The organism is Proteinivorax hydrogeniformans (assembly GCF_040515995.1).
Classification (GTDB): Bacteria; Bacillota; Proteinivoracia; order Proteinivoracales; family Proteinivoracaceae; genus Proteinivorax; species Proteinivorax hydrogeniformans.
On sequence record NZ_CP159485.1, the window covers coordinates 2,780,990 to 2,800,561 of the forward strand.

Here is a 19,572-nt window from a genome sequence, read left to right on the forward strand (position 1 = left end):
GGGTTTTACAGCCAGTTAACCTGCGATAAAGCGAAACTTCAATCAGTAGGTTTTTTTTCCTACTGATTGTTAGTTAAGCCAATCGGGCTTTTACTCTTAATTAAAACCCTGTTGACTCCACATCAACAGGGTTTCTCTAAACAAGATTATTTATCCACGATAGTAATTAAACCAGCTAACTAAGCGTTCTAGTCGGTCTAGCCTGTGAATCGGCCTGCTTGGTCCGTGAAATTCGTTGGGATACCGTACCATGATAGCTTCTTTGCCCAATCTTTTTAAAGCTATATAAAACTCTTCGGTTTGTGCAACTGAAACTCGAAGATCATTTTCACCATGCATAAGCATCACAGGAGTAGTTACGTTCTCCACGTGACCTATAGGTGAGTGCTTGATTAAGTGAGCATAGTCGCTCCATGGCTTGCCACCGTATTCATACTCGTCTGCTAGTGTAATATCTGAAGTGCCGTACCCACTTAACATGTTAGTTACGCTGGCTCCTGCACATATAGCTTTAAACCTGTCTGTTTGTGTAGAGATCCAGCAAGCCATATAGCCTCCATACGACCAGCCGTGCATAAACATTTTATCTGTGTCTATAAATCCTCTTGCCACAAGTGCATCCACCCCAGCTAATACGTCAGCATAGTCTCTGTCGCCCCAGTTCTTATCTATGACACAGGCAAACTGCTGTCCATAGGTTTCGCTACCCCTTGGGTTGGTGTATAAAACAACATACCCTTGGGCTGCAATGGCCTGAGCTAAAAACATAAATGATGGCCCATAGGCGCTGTGTGGACCGCCGTGCACTAATAAAACCATTGGATACTTTTGGCTATCATCAAATTCTGGTGGATAGATTACCCAACCATCAATATTTTCTCCATCATCACTTTTGTAGGTAAATTCCTCCCACTTTCCAAGAGAAACCTCTTCTGTATATCGGGTATTTAAGTTAGATATCTGCTTTTCTTCATTTCCGTCATATACATAAATCTCATCTGGTTTAACAGGAGTTGTGTAAACATAAACTATGTTATCATTGGCCACCTTTAGGTTAGCTATAGACCTATCTCTTGCTGCTAAGATAGCTCTTGGCTGTGCCTTAGGCTCTACCTCATAAACGCAACCAGCCCCTCTATCTAACATTAAAAATACTAGTTTATCCCCTCTCCATCCTTTAGGTCCCCTTACCGTCCTATCTATTTTTGCTGTAACGTTTTGAACATCTTTCTCTGTAAGAGGTTTGGGATGCTGGGCTTTTTTAAGCATATCCATAAATGTATTGATATTAGCAATCCATAAATGGGTACTAGTAGATGCCCCCTCGATGTTGTTATGACCTAGAAATGCCAAGTAATTTCCACAAGGAGACCAGCTTGGACTATATGTAGGGCCAGGTGCATCGTATATTAAATGCGGCTGTTTGGCTTCAATATCCCAAAGCCATAAATCACTTTTTTGCTCAAGATCAGCATTTTCTGTCCTACGCCCACTTACTATAATGTACTTTCCACATGGTGATAAAGTTGGGCTGCTGTGATCAAAGTCCCCAGAAGTTATTTGCTCGCCTTCAGGCTTTACATCTGGATCAAACTTATGTGGGACAGGCGTAATAAATATCTGCGATCTTACATCACCATAAAAGCCCAAACCATCTCTTTTATAATCAAACCTTGTAACGACCTTTACGGCATTTTCTTTTTTTTCATCGCTATCGTCTTTGTCACTGTGGGGTTTGTCAGCAATTTTAATAAGGCGCTCTCTGTCATATTCAGGAGCTCCAGGGTAGGGGGTCCAATTATCCCTATCATTGCTAAACACATCAGCATTATAAATTATATTTTCACCATCCGGGGTCCAAATTAACGGTCCAGAAACTGACTGTTTAGTTGGCACTGACCAAGCTTCTCCTCCCGCTAAGGGCAGAATCCAAATCTTACTTTTTTTCTCTCTAGACGATATAAACGCAATCCTACTACCATCTGGAGAAAAAACTGGACTCCGATCCTTACCAGAAAAGGTAAGTTGGGTTATGTTCTCAGCTTTTAGATCTACCAAAAAAATATTAGATGTTGTTTTATCCTTTTCTTTATCAACCTTTTGCTCTACATAGACAACCTTCTGCTCATCTGGCGAAATATCCATACCGCTAACATTTTTTAACCTATAGAAATCTTCTACTTTAATCTTGTTTTCCAATTGAACCCCTCCCAAATTTAAGAATTTAAACCTGTGTAACAATAGTGTAACAGATGTAAAGATTATAAACAACAAAATAGTCTCAATATTGTTTAGTTATTTATAATATTAAGATTACTGCTTTGGCATTCTGTAAACTATACCCGTATACTTCTTAGCTTCAATAAGCTACAATTGTTATTTGGCATTTTGAAGAGCTTTTTGGGCAAGCTCTTTTGCCCCTTTTAGAGTTTTTGAAGCAGCAAAGAAAAGGCCTGTATGGCAGAAAATAGCGTCACTAACTCCTGAAAGATTAGCAAGCTCTTGGTTTTCTTTTCCCGCCCATTTTCTAGGAAGCTGCATTCTATCCTTTTTATCCTTTCCCCTTACAGTTTGGAGGGCATACCTATTATTATCCGGATATATCGCTAGCATAACCTCCTCCTCTTCGTCGATATCGATTATTGTTTCCTGCCAAGGACAGTTTACATCTAGCACTAAAATATTAGGATTTTCCCTACGTGTAAAAGCGTTGATAACCTCATCTCTTCCCTTTAAAACCCCAAAGCTTTGGGATATAGTGTTCTTTAATACCTGCGAGCAGACCCTTACCCCGTTGTAAAAGGCAGCATCTTCGCTCTCAGCAGAGTACCAAGGTGGATTAAACCCTGACAACATTGCTGATATGTTCATAAGACGAAAAGTTTCGTTTTCAGGCCTTATTCCGTTATCTAGTGCATCGATCCCTGTTATTAACACTTTATCCACATGCTGATGTGCCGACTGAATCTCTTCTTTAGTTAAGGAACCATCAAATGCCCTGATCACTTCATAACCATACTCTCGCCAAATCAGACCGCTAGCTGCATAAGGAATTTCATCACTCCGATACTCTTTGTCCTCGCCATGATGGTCAAACTTTCCTCCGCCTACGTCATAAACTATATCTAACTTCTCTAGAGTATCAGGATCCCTCGTTCTTACAACTTCTATATCAAATATCTGCTGCAATATTGCTGTTGCCATTAGTTCATCTGCATGAAATCTGCCGTCGTGTGTGCCGACTTTTTTATATGGTTTTGTGTTTATTTTAATCACCCTCTTAATCGAATATTGAAGCCTTTTATTATTTTTTTCTAAGTAAGCATTATTATGTATAAGTTGAAAGTGGTTTTGTTTAAGTTCCTAAGCGGCAATCGAGTAGGAGGCGGTGACTAACCGCCGTCCTCTCACACCACCATGCATACGGACCCGTACACAGCGGTTCGATAGGTTTAAGCGGTACTATGACTTGAACTGACTTCTGAGTGTTCAGCTATATCTCTCGATATAGGTTACTAAGAGAGAAAATTCCATTCTCTTGCAGTAGCATGCCACTCAGACCTCCCCAGGTAAGCACGTTAACCTTCCTCCCATATATCTGCCACATTTACTCCTTAGGATTCGGGTAGTGTTGGACTTTGTTTTGTTAGGCAAACTCGTCCGTCCTAAGCAAGCCTTATATGTGGTTTGTGTTCCTCAGACCGGGATTTTGCCTAGGGCTTCCTTCAGATTCCACCTCACGGTGGACACCCTTGCCTTCGACTAGTGGTTCCCACTACCAAGTCCACAGCGGACTTTCACCGCCAAGTTAACGCACATGCTGGACGCACCTAGAAAAGAGACAGCTTTCACTGTCTCTTTCTTAAAGCCTGCTTTTTAGTTGGATAAAAAGTTATCTACACGTTCTTTAATATATGCATTTCTTTTTTCTGATAATGAATAAAAATGACTACAATCTTTAAGTAAATGTGCTTCTACGTTAGGGAATAACTTTTTAGCCCTTTTAACCACTTTCTCTGCTGGAAAAACCGGATCTTTTTTGCCGGCAAACAGCAATATAGGAGAGTTGAAAGTCTTACACTCTTTTGCTTTAACTTTATTAGGAAACTGCATGTTCGTTTTTACATAGTCAAAGCATAGACGATTCATATCTAGGGTGTTTTGGTCAATATTTTCAGTATCATTTACCATTGCATTAAGTGCCTTTTCAAGATAGGTGTCTTTTTTAGTGGTTGTGTATAACAATTTTGAGATACTCATCTTAATCAAAAATTTCTTTGATACATTTTTAAAACCTGCTGGAACAAACAAGACTGCTTTAGAAATCTTTTCTGGAGCCACACACATAAGTTTAGTTAAAATCCCCCCACCAAAGGACTCTCCCATGCAAGCTACTTGACTAAAACCTAAGGAATCTATAACATCAGAAGCCCACTGACCATATTCGTGCGTCTTATGGGATAAAATGCGCTGCTCACTTTTCCCAGGTTGCCCTATGGTGTCAACAGCATAAACTAGATAGTCTTTTAGTAAACCCTCGTTTTGCTTTAATGAATGAGCTGCAGTGCCGTTGTTTCTATGAAAAAACAATATAGGCTTTGCATCTTTTCTGCCTGACTTTAAAACATGGGTTTTGCCAAACCTTGTATCCACATATATATCTTCGCAGTCTAACTTTAGATTTTTAACTTGTCTGTTGTAAAACTCTTTTATTTCTTTTTCTCCATCTGAGGTTGTGTAAATACCACTACTCAATTTTTCTCCCTCATTTCAATGCCATTTATGAAATGTCAGCTGTTTTAGGTTTTTGCTGCTACATCCTCACTTTTAATTTTTTTCGACAACTTTAACCAATAACCTCTCCTACTCCCTATTATTTCCCGGAAAATTTCCTGTTTCGACAACTATGCTTTCACCTGCTACTTTCTCGCCCTTGTATTTTGTGCGAATTCCATAGAAACTTCTTTATATCAGATCCCAAAAAAGCCGCTTTAGCCAGCTTGTTTTTGCCTCTTTTTCTAGTTTTAAATTCTCCTCTTTAATCCATTTGATAGCTCTATCTTCAGTGGCAAAGAGTATATAATCTGGAGTATCAAAAACATTTTCTTCAAAAAAATAGATTTTGTCAAACTCATATTGTGAAATGTCCTCATTTAAACAAGCCATATAAAAACGACCATCTTCTAACACTTTTTCTTTTTCTTCTTCTGCGCCTAGCATATAGTTAAAATCTTTTTCACCTTTAGGTAGCCAGTCGATTTTTGCTTTTCTCTTCTCTTCTCTTCTTCGGTGTTAATATAATAATTCTTTTCCATAAATACCCCCTATGACTTAATTATATATTTTATAACCATCTAATTTCCACTGAAAAGCCAGTTAGGTGTTGGCTTATTTCTTTAGCCAAGGCTACTTTTGAATAAGAATCTCTATTTTTTCTACAAACTCTACATTCACTAACTCTATTTTCTTATGTTTGCCACATTCCACCTCTAACCAACTTCCCTCTATACTTTTTATCATACCTTGTACATGGTTATCAAGAGTATATATTAAACACATACGACCTATATATTTTTCCATAATCTTATGACTCATCTTCATCCTCCTTTTTTTATTTTTTAAACGACGCAAAACAGCTCGTCTCTTCTTTTTTTTGTCGCTAGGTAGTATTATTAGCAACACTATTATTATCGGTAAGAAAGTAATGATAAATGATGGTTCCAGCCCATACACCCCCCACTAACTGTTGATCCTTGGTGTTTTTATCGAAACCTTCGCAGTCTGTTTTTTTATATTCTTTATAAGCATAGCAATGATTGAAAATCTTGGCAAGTATTAAAACTTTCGGTCAAAGCTCCTGCTAATTCTTTTGTTTTTTTTAGATAATAACTTAACCACATTTAAATTAAACATAACAAAAAGACCTTTACTTAATAATTAAAGGTCCATAAATATTTTAAAGCTATTTAATATAATCTTTTAAAAAATTACCGCGTTCATCTGTTTTTGATATAGACAGCTCTCCCTCTACGTCTATATCCACGTAAAAAGCTTCTTTAAAACTATATACCCCTTTTGACTGCAACTGATCCTTAAGCCATTTTTTATCTATCTTTAGTTTCTGCAGATTTTCTTCATAGATCACGCCATCTATAATTAGAGGTGTTCTTAGCCCTCTATATTTTTTGGCTATCAAAAATCCCCTCTTCCCTTAAAAACATTAGCACATTTTCTATAGAATATCTTAACTTTTCCATATTAGCCTTGATAAATCTTCCATCTTGTATGATTATAACCGGCTCAAAGGTAATCTTTTTACCAAACCTTCGGTTTTTTACAGTAAAATAACTCATAAGATACTGTATAGCTATAAGCAATACCACTGCATATACTGTTGGCATGTGAGAGACTTTAGGGTCAGCTATATCTGCACCTACTACACTTCCTAGAATGATTATAGTCAAAAAATCAAAAACCGGTAGCTCACCTATTTTTCTCCTCCCAGTTAGCAAAACTAGAATTAGCAACAATCCCATAATAGTAGCTACTCTATAGGTGACTATTAAATAGTCCATAAAGTTTCCTCCTAAGAAGTTCTGTTTAATAACCTTATTATTCCAATACTGCTTAATAAAATTCAATCTATGCTTGATGTTTATCTCCAAAAAAAATAAAGCCTTGCTAAAAAACAAGGCTTTAGGTAGTAGACCAACTCGTATGGGGATATAGTTCTAAAGGCATATCCATTTAAGTTTACTGCTGATCCAAAGTTTGTTAGTTCAGCTACATCAGATAACTTTTTAGGCTCTCTATTTCAAACTCTCCACTATCCCTTGTAAACTGATGCAACAGTGGGATATGACCCGATCCGTAGATTACCAAAACTCTGTCTTGTTTTGATGTTACTATCCTTGAAAGATTAGCGAAAATAATTAAATTCCGCTCATACCAGCCTTTCAACCAGTTAATACCTAGGTATTCTTCACCGTGTCCGATTTTACACATTTTCAAATAAATTTGATGATCTCGAGCAAGGACTTCTTCATCATTTAAGTGTAGCAAAACTTCTCTTATTGTTTTTGTTTTTAGTAAATCCTCCATTTTTTCGTTTGAACTTGCTCCGTGTTTAATGATCTCATCGTAGATATTCTTTTGATGTAGTTTTGCGTATTCGATAAATCTACCGTCCCCTGTTCCTTTATTCCAATCTATCGCATAAATTTCTTTATGCCCTAACTCAGCTGCAACCCTAAACCCTAGCTGTTCACCTTCACTTCTACTTAGCTTATATGTGTTATTTGTACTCTCTAAATTTAGTGTTTAACTCTTTTTGCTTATCAGTAGATACCTCTAAAGCAACTTTAGTTGGTTTAAAATCTTTCAGTAAGTTGACAATCTCTTTAATTTCCATTTGCCTTTTTGGACTTAAAATATCATCAGCTTGTACATTAAACAAGTCTTGATTGGGACTATTCATATGAAAACTACCTAACAGAAGCAGCACTGGTTTGTTCCTTTTATTTGGCATTATTCCCCACCCTAATATACGACTTTGAGAAACAGTATATCCAAAAACATACTGTACATCAGTAACGATAAAAAAACATGTGAGTTTTAAGTCAATGCAATATATTTTTATGTGATATGTCAGTGGTTGATACTTTACTAAATATTTATTAGTCCTTTAATTATGTTAATCCTTCCATTTTTCACATTGTTCTATTCTGAGTCCCTTATCTCCTTGTTCTTCATCATAAGAAAATTGCTTAAGTAAGTCACAGGGAAAAGTTCTACAGTCTCCACAATGATTTAGCTTTTTACTATCACAGCATGATTTGACTGGACAACGCTCACCCCAAAAAGGCTTTTTTATATTTATACAACCTCTACAATCCAACTCCACTCTATAATTACATTTACTACACAAAATTCCACATCTTGATTCAATCATTTTATCCCCACCCTTTTTTAATTTGCCTCTTCCTTAATAATAACAAATACATAATCGTCACAACTAACCATCAACCACATTAATTTTTTTGACTGTTGTTAAGCCCCTCACTAAACTTTAGTTAATCTATTCTCTCTTAATACTCGAACTTATGCCACTGTTCTTATCTACACTTAACAAATTATTTTTCAGTAAGACTGTTTTACACTAAGCAAAGTAATGGTAACCAAGATGATTGCCATTCCAAGAAATTGAGTTATGGTTAACTCATTTCCAATAAGTAGAACTCCGAATAAAGAAGCTGTCACCGGCTCTACCATGGCGACCATTGAAGCAGTTGTCGGTGCCGTCCTACGAAGGCCAATCACATAAAGTATAAATGAAATTCCAGCACCTAAAATCCCTAATACAAGAAACCACCATATGTCGCTTGACCTAACCACAGCAGCTACTTCATTATTGTCAGCAAAAAGAAAAAGGATAACGCAAAGTGTAAAAAAAGCGATGGTTAACGTAACCTGTGGTTTTCCGATAGATGAGGCCTTTTTAAACCCGAATATAAACAATGCATAGGAAAGGGCAGAAGCAAGCCCTGATACAGTTCCTAGAAAGCTCACTGAAATCGATTCGGTGTTATAAGCACCTGTAAGCAGGATAATCCCTATAAGTACACCAAAGATGCACCCCCATTTAAACCAAGTCGAACGTTCTATTAACAGTAAAAAGGAGATCAACAGGACGAACACAGGCGCAGTGTACATTAAAGTAGCAGCAACAGCAATGCTCGATGCTTGGATACTTAAAAAATAAAAAGTAAAATTTCCTGCAATACCAACACCGGCCAATAGGGACCATATATACAAACGAGTAGAGAAAATCCAGTTTTCTCTATAACGAAAGAGAAACCACGTAAAAAAACATATAAATCCAAAAAGCCCTCGACAAAGTGAAATTACAATAGGATCCCAGCCCTTGCTCATTAAAATATCGGCAATTCCCCCACTAACTCCCCAACATATAGCAGCTAGCATAACTAAGCCTATCCCTGCAAACCTCATCGTGTGCCTCCTTTGTAACCTAACGTTTAATCTATTAGCGTGTCAATTATTCTTAGCGCCCCATCCATTATATACAGTGCATTTACGGAGCTATCATGGAAACATTAAAAAGGTCCCTATATTTTTCTTCTTTATCTATTTAGCTAGACCTTCCTACTTTTTAGATTATTAATATTTTTGTTGATTATTACTTTTTGACGAAGAAACCTTTAGATGCAAAAAAGGAGTTACCTACTTTAATTATTAACATTCTATTAACTATAGAAAGCAAAGAAGAGCTAACAATCAATTTCTTGTTAGCTCTTCCTTATCTTAACAAGTGGAGAAGCAGCGCTAATCTTAAATAGGAGAAAGGACATCTTTTCAGTCCATAAAATGTCTTTTAGTCTTCTTTTTAAACTATTTTAAGGTTACATACGAGCCCCTTCATCCAGATGGTTTAATCTTAAATATGTTATTTTTTCCTTCTGATACAAAATCTATTTTTAATTTTTTTCAACTTTATATTGGACTACTTTGCCACACTCTGTGTAGCCAACATCTTTGTAAACCTTGTTTGATGTTGGATTGCTTAGGTCGGTGAACAAAACTGGAGTTAAACCCTCTTCTAAAATCAACTTGCTTAAATCTGCAACCAGCTTGCTGGCATAACCTTTTTTTCTGTGAGCTAGTGGTGTATAGACATTGTTGATTCTTCCATGCCTTGGTGCACGATGTGCAATATTGGCCATAGAAACTACCTCACCATCTACTTTAAGTGTGTATAGATTGCCAGACTGGATTAGTTTCTTTGCGCTTTCCATTTGGCTTTCCTTAGAAACATTTTTAGCAAATCCATCATAAATAAAGCCTCTATATAATTCTCCTATTATATCTAAATTGTCCATTGTAGGCAAAGTCAGTTCTCCTTGTGAGTGTTTAGGGTCTATAACTTCTTTACACTGGTATGATTCCATTTCCATTACTACTTTGTACTGACATTTATACTTTTCAAAAAATAGGCTCATAAAGTAGGGCGTGGTTACAATGTTGAAACTCTCTTGTTTCTGAAAAATCTCATCAACCTTTTTAATCACTTCCGGTATATTTATTTTGGCCTTTGGGTTTATCCAAACCCACATTGGAAACTTTATATTTGATTGGGCTATTACTAAGTCGTTTTCTTGGGAGCGTAGCAAAAAAGCCCCTTCATCTTCGGATATTCTATGAACTAAATTGAACTGAACCTCATAATCAGTAAAAGGCTTTTCATTAAGTACTTTTTCTTCCTTTGTAAATGGTAACAACACGATTGCTCCTCCTAAAAGTTTAATTTTAAAATGTCTAATTGGGCTTATATTCACTAATATCGCTAATCATGCACATCAGCACCTTTATTATCTGAAAATATCCCTACAGTTATATTCACCCTACGACTAGAGATTCCTTTTCTTAAACACTAAAAAAGACTAACAATTAAACTTATTGTTAATCTTTTTACTTTTATATGAAGTCAAAAATCCACCGTTACTTATGGTACGGTTCACCGTAACGTGGATAATTGCGGCTTTTTAATGGCAAAAGAGTCAGATAACCTTCTTACTCCTATGAATTCTATTCAATCCAATTAGCAAAAGCATATTAAATTTATACGAGGCGGTCTACCTATTCATATTGATATTGAATAAAAAAAGGTTACCCGTCTATTTGTTTTGTATATGCAGTAATTATATACTCATAATTTTTATTTGAAGACTTATTTTCTTTTTTAAATTCAATTTCTTTATCAAAATTATTTGCAGCAATTTTTAAATGACATAAAGCAATACCCATATCTATTGGAAGAAATTTTTTCATCAATGGGAAAAAAGTGTTCTTAACCAAACTCAATCTTTTACAATAAATTACCATTTCACTTTCTGTTCCTTCTATATACCATGGTTGATTATTGGTTGAAGATGGGGCTAACCTTACTGCTTCTATTAATTTTTCAGCACCATCAATTGAAGATATTTCATTTAATTCTTTTCTCTTATACTCTGAAGCGCTATTTCTATGAATTTCTTCATTTGCTTTACCAAGAGCTAATGTAATTACATATTTTAAACCGTTTCTAGCATTAAGAGTTTCTTGAGGTTTTCCCATTCCCAACCATAATGTTCCTACCCCTTCTTTCGATAAAAACAAGTCAAGTTGTTGTAAAAGATAACCAGCATTTAATAAATGACCTTCTTTTTCTTCAGAATAAATTGCTATATAGTGTGGAGCTTTGATTGAAAAAATACCTCCTACTTCACCTTCTCCTAATATAGCAACTTCAGTTTTAATGTTTTCAAACAAAGGCTCTAGTTTACTAATTTGATATTTTAATTCTTCGATAACAGATTGTTCTAATGGCTCTTTAACAAATTTTCGTATAGATTTCCTTTTAAATATTACCGGATAAAGTTCTGAATTAATCATACTTATTCCCCCATTTTCTTAGGTTTACAATACAATTTATCTATATATAGTCATCCCTACCTTACTCATATTAAATATAGAGCATTAAAACTTCAGAACTATAGAGTGCAACCAATATTTAATGTTCTATAATAAATATATATGAAAGTGTACGAGTGTTTATTGCAACAATCGGCAAATAAGGGATCACAAAAACTGTACCCCTTGGCACTTTAGCCTTATTATTATTATTTATTTAATTAAAATTAAACTAAATTTCGTACCCTCATCATTGCAGTAATCATTTCTGCACCACTTTTCTAAATGTTATAAATATTGTAACGCATATTAATATGCTTAGCAATATGGATTTTTACACGCAAATGAAACACTTCATGAACTATTATATACTAAAAATCCGGCGTTACTTATGGTACGGTTCTCCTTTATTGATCTTATACGCACGATAAATCTGCTCCAGTAGCACTACCCTCATCAGCTGATTGGGGGTTATGTCATGGGAGAAAAGCTCAGTTTATCTGAGCTCTTTACATACTACATATATAATAAATCATCTCCGTTTTAACTTTTTAGTTCTTTTGCAGCTAAACTAAGTAACTATCACCCTTATTGCTGTGAAACATTCAATGCCTTATTGCTATGAACATTTATGAAGGTAGGAATTTGTTCGGTGGACATGGTTTTTTTGATTTTAGTAACAACAGTTTAATCCAGATAATGCCTTTTTGTTTTTTAGTTCTGAGGCATATTATTTCTGCCAAGTCAGAAACTATATAAACAACAAAATGCAAATGGAGGTAAGTTAAGTGAAGAAACTGTTAATTTGTTTGATTATAGTATTTTTGTTGGCTCTTCCTATAGGTTGTGGTCCGCAAGCGGGAGATTCAAACGATGGTGGCAATGGCGAACAACAAGGACAAGAGCAAGCCCAGGTACCGCAAAATGTAATCGTAATGATTGCTGATGGTATGGGCACAGGTCAATTGGAAATCGCCCGCCTTTTTGAACATGGCAAAGAGGGTGAGCTATTTATGGAAACACTTCCCCACTTAGCTCTTGCTAGAACATATTCTGCCGATTTTAAGGTTACCGACTCAGGAGCTGCCGGGACCGCTTTGGCTACAGGAAATAAAACAAACAATGGTATGATAGGTGTTGGACCTGATGGTGAGGAGTTAGTTAGTATCTTAGACGTTTTTCAAGAACAAGGCAAGACTGTAGGTGTTGTTTCCACTAACACCGTAACCGACGCTACTCCTGCTGCTTATGTTTCTAAAGTAGAGCATAGATCGGGGCAAGATGAAATAGCAAGACAAATTTTTGAAGGCCGATACCCTATAGCTTTAGGAGGTGGTGAGAATTTCTTTTTACCAGAAAATCAAGATGGTGAAGATTTGCTAGCCGCCTTTGAAGAAGAAGGTTATGAAATAGTCAAATCAAAAGATGAGCTAGCAAATGTTGAAACTAACGCTGATACAAAGGTGCTAGGTCTGTTCCACCCCTCTTTTATGAACTATGTCGCAGATAGAGAAGTGCTAGACAGCGAAGAGCCCTCGCTCCTTGAAATGAGTCAAAAAGCTATAGAGATAGCTTCTCAAAATGAAGATGGTTTCTTTTTGATGCTTGAAGGTGCCAGAGTTGACCATGCTTCACACGCTGCTGACTTTGGTGGAATCTGGAGGGAAATGATTGATTTCGATGTTGCAGTGGAATATGTAATAAACTGGGCTGAGGAACATGGTGATACACTTGTGGTAGTAAAGTCAGACCATGAAACAATGGGGGTTGCTGCAACGGAGGTTATGGATATAGATGCATTAAAGTCTATTGAGGTATCACCGGAATATATGGCACAACAAATGGAAATTGACCCGTCAACAAATAATTACACAACTGAAAGTGTTCGCCAGGTCTTTGAAGAATATGCCAACATAAGGCTAAGTGATGAAGAAATAGCAGAGTTTCAGGACAATGTCTGGGATGGCGATGATCCTGAAGGAAGACTGCACCTTGAGTACTTAGTTGGCTGGGAAATTGGAAGTATCATAGCTCACCATTATAACGCTGGGGTAATTCACAGAGATATAAGAGAAAAAAGCAAAAGCACAGGAGGACATACGGCAAATACTGTTCCTGTATTTGCATACGGTGTCGGTGCAGAAAACTTTGATGGCATGTTAAACAACATAGAAATCCCTAAAATGATAGTTGAAATAGCTGGGTATGAGTTTAACCTGCCGCCGGAAGATAATTAATTAAGTATCCCTATATCAAAAAAAACATGAAAAAGAGTGCCTTTTAGGCGCTTTTTTTCATGTTTTTAAACCTTAGCTACAACCCGCACCGGTGACCCTTCAGCTTGTATTTTTAAAGGGAAAGCGATAATTTCAAAATCTGCAACCTCCACAAGCTTTGACAGATTTGTTAGATTTTCTATTATCAATATGTCATTTTGCAAAAGCTTCTTGTGTGCATTAAAAGGGGCAATATCAGGGGACGGCAAGTCCACCCCTATCAGTTTTACTTTTGTTTCTACAAAAAAGTCTATAAGTTCATCTGTTAACACTGGATGTTCTAAAAAGTACTCTTCTTTTCTAAACTCTTTATCAAAGCCTGTATGCAACAGCACTATGTCGTCACTATTTACAGTATCTATGTACTTCTTTTTCAAGGTTATCTTTTTTTCACCTCTAACATCCAAAAGCTTTCCCCTGCCGGCAAATTTTTCTACTGGATAATCACTAATTAACTTGTTACTATTTGTCAAATGGCTTGGGGCATCAACATGTGTTCCTACATGCATACCAGTTTCCAAAATCGAATCGTTAAATTTATCTTTGCTCAAAAATTTATTGCGCAGCAGCTTTAAGCCATCATCATAGGGGTGACAAGGCATATCATTTTCAATAACATGGGTTAAGTCTATATACAACAACCCCACCTCCTTTACTTTTGTCTAATATCTCCTGCCTTTATTTGCCTAGCAACGTGTAACTTCAAAAATCCGCCGTTACTTGTGGTACGGTTCACCTCTGTTAATCTTAAACGACCGATAAACTTGCTCAAGTAAAATTACCCGCATCAGCTGATGTGGGAATGTCATAGGTGAAAAGCTCAGCTTTAGCTGAGCTTTTTTTAGTACTTGTTGGCTTAGCCCCAGCGACCCACCTATTATAAAAGTTATATGGCTACTCCCTGTTACCGCTAACTTGTCTAGCTTTTTCGCTAGCTCTTCAGAAGAAAGCATTTCCCCGTTTATTTCCAGAGCAATAACATAGCTTTGGGGATTTAATTTTGCTAAAATCTTCTCGCCTTCGTTATTTTTTATCTCCTCGCGCTCTTTTTGCGAGCTTTGTTGTGGAGTAGCTTTATCTAAAACTTCTATAATGTTAAGCTTACAAAATGCGGACAGCCTTTTTTGGTATTCTTTTACCGCTAAGGTGAAGTATTTTTCTTTTAGTTTTCCAACTGCTATAATATCAATCTTCATTTTACACCACTAAGTACACCGGTGGATTTGAGCACATATCACAGTAGCTAGGTTGAGCCCAGTCTGTAAATGTCACTTCTCCTAACCGATAAAGGTCTGGCGGCATCTCATATACATCGACAAAATCATCTATAGCTTCGTATAAGTGGTCTTTACATACTACATACATTTTAAATCATCTCCGTTTTACATTTAGTGTTAAGCTTTCCCATTATTTTACCCTTAGTATTTATTGAATTCGTTAAATAAATACTAAATCCTGCCATGTAACAAAAAAAATCCCCCTAGAAGCTTAGCTAGTGGGGATTTTTGTTATTATTCCTCTTGATATTCTGCTAAAGTTACTTCGATAGTTTGCTCCTTTTCTCCACGGTATAATGTCATTTCCACTGCTTCACCTACTTGCTTACCGCTTATTATTCTTCTAAAGTCTCTGAGAGAGTCAATTCTTTGACCATTAACCTCAGTGATAATGTCATTTTGTCTAATTTTAGCTTCAGCTGCTGGACTATCTGGGGCAACATCAACAACATAAAGTCCATGATCCACCGGAAGGTCATACTGCCTTGCGTGAATACTAGATATTTCGTTAATTGCTATACCAACGATCGGTCTTCTTACCCGGCCAGTTTCAATAATTTCATTTGCTACATCTCGCACTGTGTTACTAGGTATAGCAAAGCCAAGCCCTTCTGCATCAGAAATTTTAACGCTATTTATACCTATAACCTCGCCTACGGCATTTAGCAGCGGCCCACCACTGTTACCTGGGTTTATAGCTGCATCTGTTTGTACCAAAGAAAAGACCCAATCATAGACCTCCAGCGCCCTATCTGTAGCACTTACAACACCTACAGCAACTGACTGCTGTAGATCTAGGCCAGTGGGGTTTCCTATAGCGATTGTGGTTTCCCCAGCTAGTAATTTATCAGAGTCCGCAAACTTTGCGGCAGGCAGATCATTTTTGGCTACCTTTAAGACTGATATATCAGTTCCCGGGTCTGAGCCGACTACTTCAGCCTCAACCTCCTCACCTGTATCTAAAGTAACCACTATTGTATCGGCATCTTCGATAACATGATAGTTAGTTATAATATAACCTGATGAGTCTACAATAAGCCCACTGCCCACCCCCCGTTGAACAAGTTCATCAGTTCCTTGGAATATATCCCTGCGCGAAACAAAGGTAGAAATACCGACTACTGAAGGACCAACTTTTTGTACTGCTTCAACAACAGGTGTTTTTTGGTACTCATAGATTTCCCATGAAAAGTCATTATCTGGGTCTGTTGGGTCTGGTATTGTGCCTTGAGTTTGCTCCGGTGGAATACTTTCCTCCGGTTGCTTAGGTCCGGAAAAGAACGCACCTGCTATTCCTCCAACAAGACCTGCAATAAGTGCAACTACAATAAGTGCAATAATTCCAGACCTTTTAGGTTTGTAATAATACTCGAAATGATCCATACCTCTAACCTCCCAAAGTTATTAAAGTTATGTTGCTATCTATATATAGGGGACACTCCTCCCCTTGGTAACACTTCTAGGGTATAATCATTGTTAATCTGCTCTTTTTTTTCCTTGAGCGCATTTTCCACTGTAATTTTCGCAAGCTGTGGGAAGTTGTTTTCTTGACTTAAATGTCCCAACAACACCCTTTTAGTCTTTCCCTTAAGTAGCTCGAGTAAAACATCAGCAGCTGTTTTGTTAGAAAGGTGGCCTTTTTCTCCTAAAATTCTCTTCTTTAGCGACCATGGATATCGACTTGCCTCTACCATTTTTTCGTCGTGGTTAGACTCTATTATTACCGTATCGGAGTCATATATGGAGTCCATTATTATTTCATCCACCATACCTGTATCTGTAAGTATGCTAGTCCTTTGAGCTTTGGCGTATATACTAAAACCCACAGGGTCAACGGCGTCATGGTGTGTAGAAAAAGCCTTAATCTTAACATCGCCTAACTGAAACTTATCGTTAGGCTCAAAAAAGTTTATTTGATTGCTTTCTATTTTTCCAAGTTTTGCCTGACAGCTAACAAATGTTTTTTCCGTTATATATATAGGCAAATTAAATCTTCTTGCTAAAACCCCTACACCTAAAATATGATCATTGTGTTCATGGCTTACTAAAATCCCCTTTAACTTAGTTGGGTCAACCTCAAACTCCGCTAATCCTTGCTGAATTCTTTTGCCACTTAGTCCAGCATCTATCAAAAACTGTGTATCTTTGTATTGAAAGCAGGTACAGTTTCCACTACTCCCACTCCCCACTGTGAAAAGTTCCATTTTTTCCTCTCCGTTCCCTATTGTATATAGATAAATGTATTTTTACTTTATATAGCTAGGCTAGTAATTATATTATATTACATCTGAATTTTTAGGTAAAGAAAAAGGGCATAAAATATGCCCTTTATTCAGTAACGAAGCTTATGTCAGCTCCTAAAGAGTTAAGCTTTTTATCTATGCTTTCGTACCCTCTTTTTATGTGCTCCACTCCTGATACCTTGGTTTCCCCATCTGCCATCATGCCAGCAATAATTAGCGCCGAACCTGCTCTTAGGTCGGTGGCCTTGACCTCGGCTCCCTTTAAAGATTTAACACCTTTAATAACAGCCATTCTACCTTCGACATAAATATCTGCACCCATCCTAGCCAACTCATCAACATGTTGGAAGCGATTTTCAAATATATTTTCCGTTACCGTTGATGCTCCATCGGTACAGGTCAAATATGACATCATTGGCTGTTGCAAATCTGTAGGATACCCCGGGTAGGGGAATGTTTTAATATCTGTTCCTTTTATTTTGTTGCCGTTGCAGCGAACTCTTATAAAGTCGTCGCCTTCTTCTACGGTAACACCTGACTCTCTAAGCTTTGCAGTGATAGGGTCAAGGTGCTTAGGTATTACATCGGTAATTGTCACATCTCCTCTAGTAGCTGCGGCAGCTACCATATAGGTTCCTGCCTCAATACGATCTGGTATTACGCTGTGAGTGCATCCTCCCAATTTAGTTTTACCTTGAATCCTAATTACATCGGTTCCTGCCCCTCTAACCGAAACACCTAAAGCAGATAAAAAGTTCGCCACGTCCACTATTTCAGGTTCCTTAGCTACATTCTCTATGGTAGTTACGTTCTCACAGCAAGCTGCGGCAAGCATTGTATTGATAGTGGCTCCTACAGAAACAATGTCCATGTAAACGTGGCCACCGCATATTTCACTAGAGTTTAACTCTACCTCTCCAGAATCTATGTTTACCTGTGCTCCTAGGGCTTCAAAACCTTTTAGGTGCTGGTCGATTGGTCTAGGACCAATTTTACACCCTCCAGGTAGCGCCACCTTAGCCTTTTTATACCTAGATAAAAAGGCTCCCATTAAATAGTATGAAGCTCGAAACTTTTTAACTAACTCGTAGGGTGCATGATAGCTAGTTGCCCCCCTAGGGTCAACTGTTATAGTGTTAGCATCATGAACCGTAACTTTAGCTCCAAGCTTTTGTAGCATCTCAGTTAGTATTTTTACATCACTTATATTTGGCAAGTTCTCTATTTTACATGGTGCGCCTGCTATTAATGTTGCAGGTAATATCGCAACAGCTGCATTCTTTGCGCCACTAATTTTTATTTTTCCAACTAATTTTTTCCCGCCCCTTACCAGAAATTTTTCCACTACTAAATCCTCCTTAAAATAAGCAATATATAATATTTCAACACAATTAAAAATAATCCTTTTTTTGTTGCAAATTGGTTAATCTAAATCTTAACTTTAATATTCTCTATAACCTTCTAACTCTCCTGTATAGGCGTTTAAATATAAATTACCAACGTCTTGGATGGTAATTGCCCAAACAGGGGCAACTTGCCACTGTCCTGCACTTATCGGCTCGCTGTAGTAAGATAGGGAGATATCGGTAACTACAACTTCATCGCCCTTTGCCACATAATCTACTAGCCTCATAAGTGCGCCGGTAGAGGGGATAACGAGGTATTCACCACCACTATAACCAAGTGGGTTGACCCAGTATTTTTCATAGCTTTCAACTCCGGATGCTCCCACTACCATTGTTATATATGATGTGTCCACTCTTTGTCTTCTATAGACTTGGTGATACTCTATCCTAAAGCGGTTGTTTTGAAATTCTTCTATATTAGTAAGTCGTGCATCATCAGGTATACTTAATCCTTGTTTATGAAAGTCCTCAAACACCTTTAGTGCATCTTTTTCTGTAAGAAGGTTATTGCCAGGTGGTCTAAACCTATGGGATTCATAGACAATTCTGCCGTCTGACTTTTTTATAACTCTCCCTGTTTCTCCAGAAAAATCAACGTACTCATCAGAATAGTTTTCTATGTCTATTTCTTCATCTTCATCAAAAAATTGATTCTTTATGACATTTTGACTTATAGGTTCTCCTCTAACATCTAGAAAGTTCTTGTACTCGACTCTGTCAGGAATGTCTGTTTGAACTTCTATCCCCGAATTGTTTAGAAAGTTTCTGACCTTATCTACCTCTTCTGGAGTAGTAGAAAATCCAGCCCCAGGGGATTGCATCCAAATTTGGACTGCTAGAAAAATATTTAAAAGAGCAAATACTACTATAAAAATGGACTTAGCTTTTGACCAATCCAATT

The 19,572-nt window shown here is 37.1% G+C and carries 18 protein-coding genes and 3 pseudogenes; 1 reads left to right on the forward strand and 20 read right to left on the reverse strand.

What is annotated here, in order from left to right; all coding sequences use genetic code 11:
• Positions 1–150: 150 nt before the first annotated feature.
• From PRVXH_RS13285 to PRVXH_RS13345, 13 genes and pseudogenes are all read right to left on the reverse strand, one after another.
• Complete coding sequence (locus PRVXH_RS13285; RefSeq protein WP_353893237.1) at positions 151–2,199, reverse strand: S9 family peptidase; 2,049 nt, start codon at positions 2,197–2,199, stop codon at positions 151–153.
• Between the two features lie 177 nt (positions 2,200–2,376).
• On the reverse strand, positions 2,377–3,276 hold the full coding sequence (locus PRVXH_RS13290; RefSeq protein ID WP_353893238.1) for an MYG1 family protein: 900 nt from the start codon (positions 3,274–3,276) through the stop codon (positions 2,377–2,379).
• 600 nt (positions 3,277–3,876) lie between these two features.
• Entirely contained in the window at positions 3,877–4,755 is an 879-nt protein-coding gene (locus tag PRVXH_RS13295) for an alpha/beta fold hydrolase (protein ID WP_353893239.1), read from the reverse strand.
• A gap of 210 nt (positions 4,756–4,965) precedes the next feature.
• On the reverse strand, positions 4,966–5,220 hold the full coding sequence (locus PRVXH_RS13300; RefSeq protein WP_353893240.1) for a hypothetical protein: 255 nt from the start codon (positions 5,218–5,220) through the stop codon (positions 4,966–4,968).
• A 186-nt stretch (positions 5,221–5,406) separates the two neighbouring features.
• Complete coding sequence (locus tag PRVXH_RS13305) at positions 5,407–5,595, reverse strand: hypothetical protein (RefSeq protein ID WP_353893241.1); 189 nt, start codon at positions 5,593–5,595, stop codon at positions 5,407–5,409.
• Positions 5,596–5,962: 367 nt separating this feature from the next.
• Positions 5,963–6,575, reverse strand: a pseudogene (locus PRVXH_RS13310) (YetF domain-containing protein).
• Positions 6,576–6,783: 208 nt separating this feature from the next.
• A pseudogene (locus PRVXH_RS13315) lies at positions 6,784–7,239 on the reverse strand (DUF5694 domain-containing protein); the annotation flags it as partial.
• Positions 7,240–7,294: 55 nt separating this feature from the next.
• Positions 7,295–7,528, reverse strand: a complete 234-nt coding sequence (locus PRVXH_RS13320) for a hypothetical protein (protein WP_353893242.1) — start codon at positions 7,526–7,528, stop codon at positions 7,295–7,297.
• 165 nt (positions 7,529–7,693) lie between these two features.
• Positions 7,694–7,951, reverse strand: coding sequence for a DUF3795 domain-containing protein (locus PRVXH_RS13325; protein WP_353893243.1), 258 nt, complete (start codon positions 7,949–7,951; stop codon positions 7,694–7,696).
• A gap of 188 nt (positions 7,952–8,139) precedes the next feature.
• Positions 8,140–9,009, reverse strand: coding sequence for a DMT family transporter (locus PRVXH_RS13330; protein ID WP_353893244.1), 870 nt, complete (start codon positions 9,007–9,009; stop codon positions 8,140–8,142).
• A gap of 485 nt (positions 9,010–9,494) precedes the next feature.
• Positions 9,495–10,298 (reverse strand): GNAT family N-acetyltransferase, encoded by an 804-nt coding sequence (locus tag PRVXH_RS13335; RefSeq protein ID WP_353893245.1) that lies wholly within the window; start codon positions 10,296–10,298, stop codon positions 9,495–9,497.
• 385 nt (positions 10,299–10,683) lie between these two features.
• Positions 10,684–11,451 (reverse strand): nitroreductase family protein, encoded by a 768-nt coding sequence (locus PRVXH_RS13340; protein ID WP_353893246.1) that lies wholly within the window; start codon positions 11,449–11,451, stop codon positions 10,684–10,686.
• Positions 11,452–11,854: 403 nt separating this feature from the next.
• Positions 11,855–11,938: pseudogene (locus PRVXH_RS13345) on the reverse strand (23S rRNA (pseudouridine(1915)-N(3))-methyltransferase RlmH); the annotation flags it as partial.
• A gap of 319 nt (positions 11,939–12,257) precedes the next feature.
• Here PRVXH_RS13345 and PRVXH_RS13350 point away from each other — a divergent pair.
• Positions 12,258–13,706 (forward strand): alkaline phosphatase, encoded by a 1,449-nt coding sequence (locus tag PRVXH_RS13350; RefSeq protein WP_353893247.1) that lies wholly within the window; start codon positions 12,258–12,260, stop codon positions 13,704–13,706.
• Between the two features lie 65 nt (positions 13,707–13,771).
• On the opposite strand, the gene PRVXH_RS13355 is transcribed toward PRVXH_RS13350, so the two are convergent.
• The 7 genes from PRVXH_RS13355 to yycI form a co-directional block, all read right to left on the reverse strand.
• Positions 13,772–14,392, reverse strand: coding sequence for a cyclase family protein (locus PRVXH_RS13355; RefSeq protein ID WP_353893248.1), 621 nt, complete (start codon positions 14,390–14,392; stop codon positions 13,772–13,774).
• 69 nt (positions 14,393–14,461) lie between these two features.
• Positions 14,462–14,941, reverse strand: a complete 480-nt coding sequence (rlmH, locus tag PRVXH_RS13360; protein ID WP_353893249.1) for a 23S rRNA (pseudouridine(1915)-N(3))-methyltransferase RlmH — start codon at positions 14,939–14,941, stop codon at positions 14,462–14,464.
• Between the two features lies 1 nt (position 14,942).
• Entirely contained in the window at positions 14,943–15,110 is a 168-nt protein-coding gene (locus PRVXH_RS13365) for a CxxH/CxxC protein (RefSeq protein WP_353893250.1), read from the reverse strand.
• 146 nt (positions 15,111–15,256) lie between these two features.
• Positions 15,257–16,405 carry a trypsin-like peptidase domain-containing protein gene (locus PRVXH_RS13370; protein WP_353893251.1) on the reverse strand — a complete coding sequence of 383 codons (1,149 nt, stop codon included), beginning with the start codon at positions 16,403–16,405 and terminating at the stop codon, positions 15,257–15,259.
• A gap of 35 nt (positions 16,406–16,440) precedes the next feature.
• Positions 16,441–17,226 carry an MBL fold metallo-hydrolase gene (locus PRVXH_RS13375; RefSeq protein WP_353893252.1) on the reverse strand — a complete coding sequence of 262 codons (786 nt, stop codon included), beginning with the start codon at positions 17,224–17,226 and terminating at the stop codon, positions 16,441–16,443.
• 124 nt (positions 17,227–17,350) lie between these two features.
• Complete coding sequence (locus PRVXH_RS13380; RefSeq protein ID WP_353893253.1) at positions 17,351–18,610, reverse strand: UDP-N-acetylglucosamine 1-carboxyvinyltransferase; 1,260 nt, start codon at positions 18,608–18,610, stop codon at positions 17,351–17,353.
• Positions 18,611–18,706: 96 nt separating this feature from the next.
• Complete coding sequence (gene yycI / locus PRVXH_RS13385) at positions 18,707–19,570, reverse strand: two-component system regulatory protein YycI (protein ID WP_353893254.1); 864 nt, start codon at positions 19,568–19,570, stop codon at positions 18,707–18,709.
• Positions 19,571–19,572 lie beyond the last annotated feature (2 nt).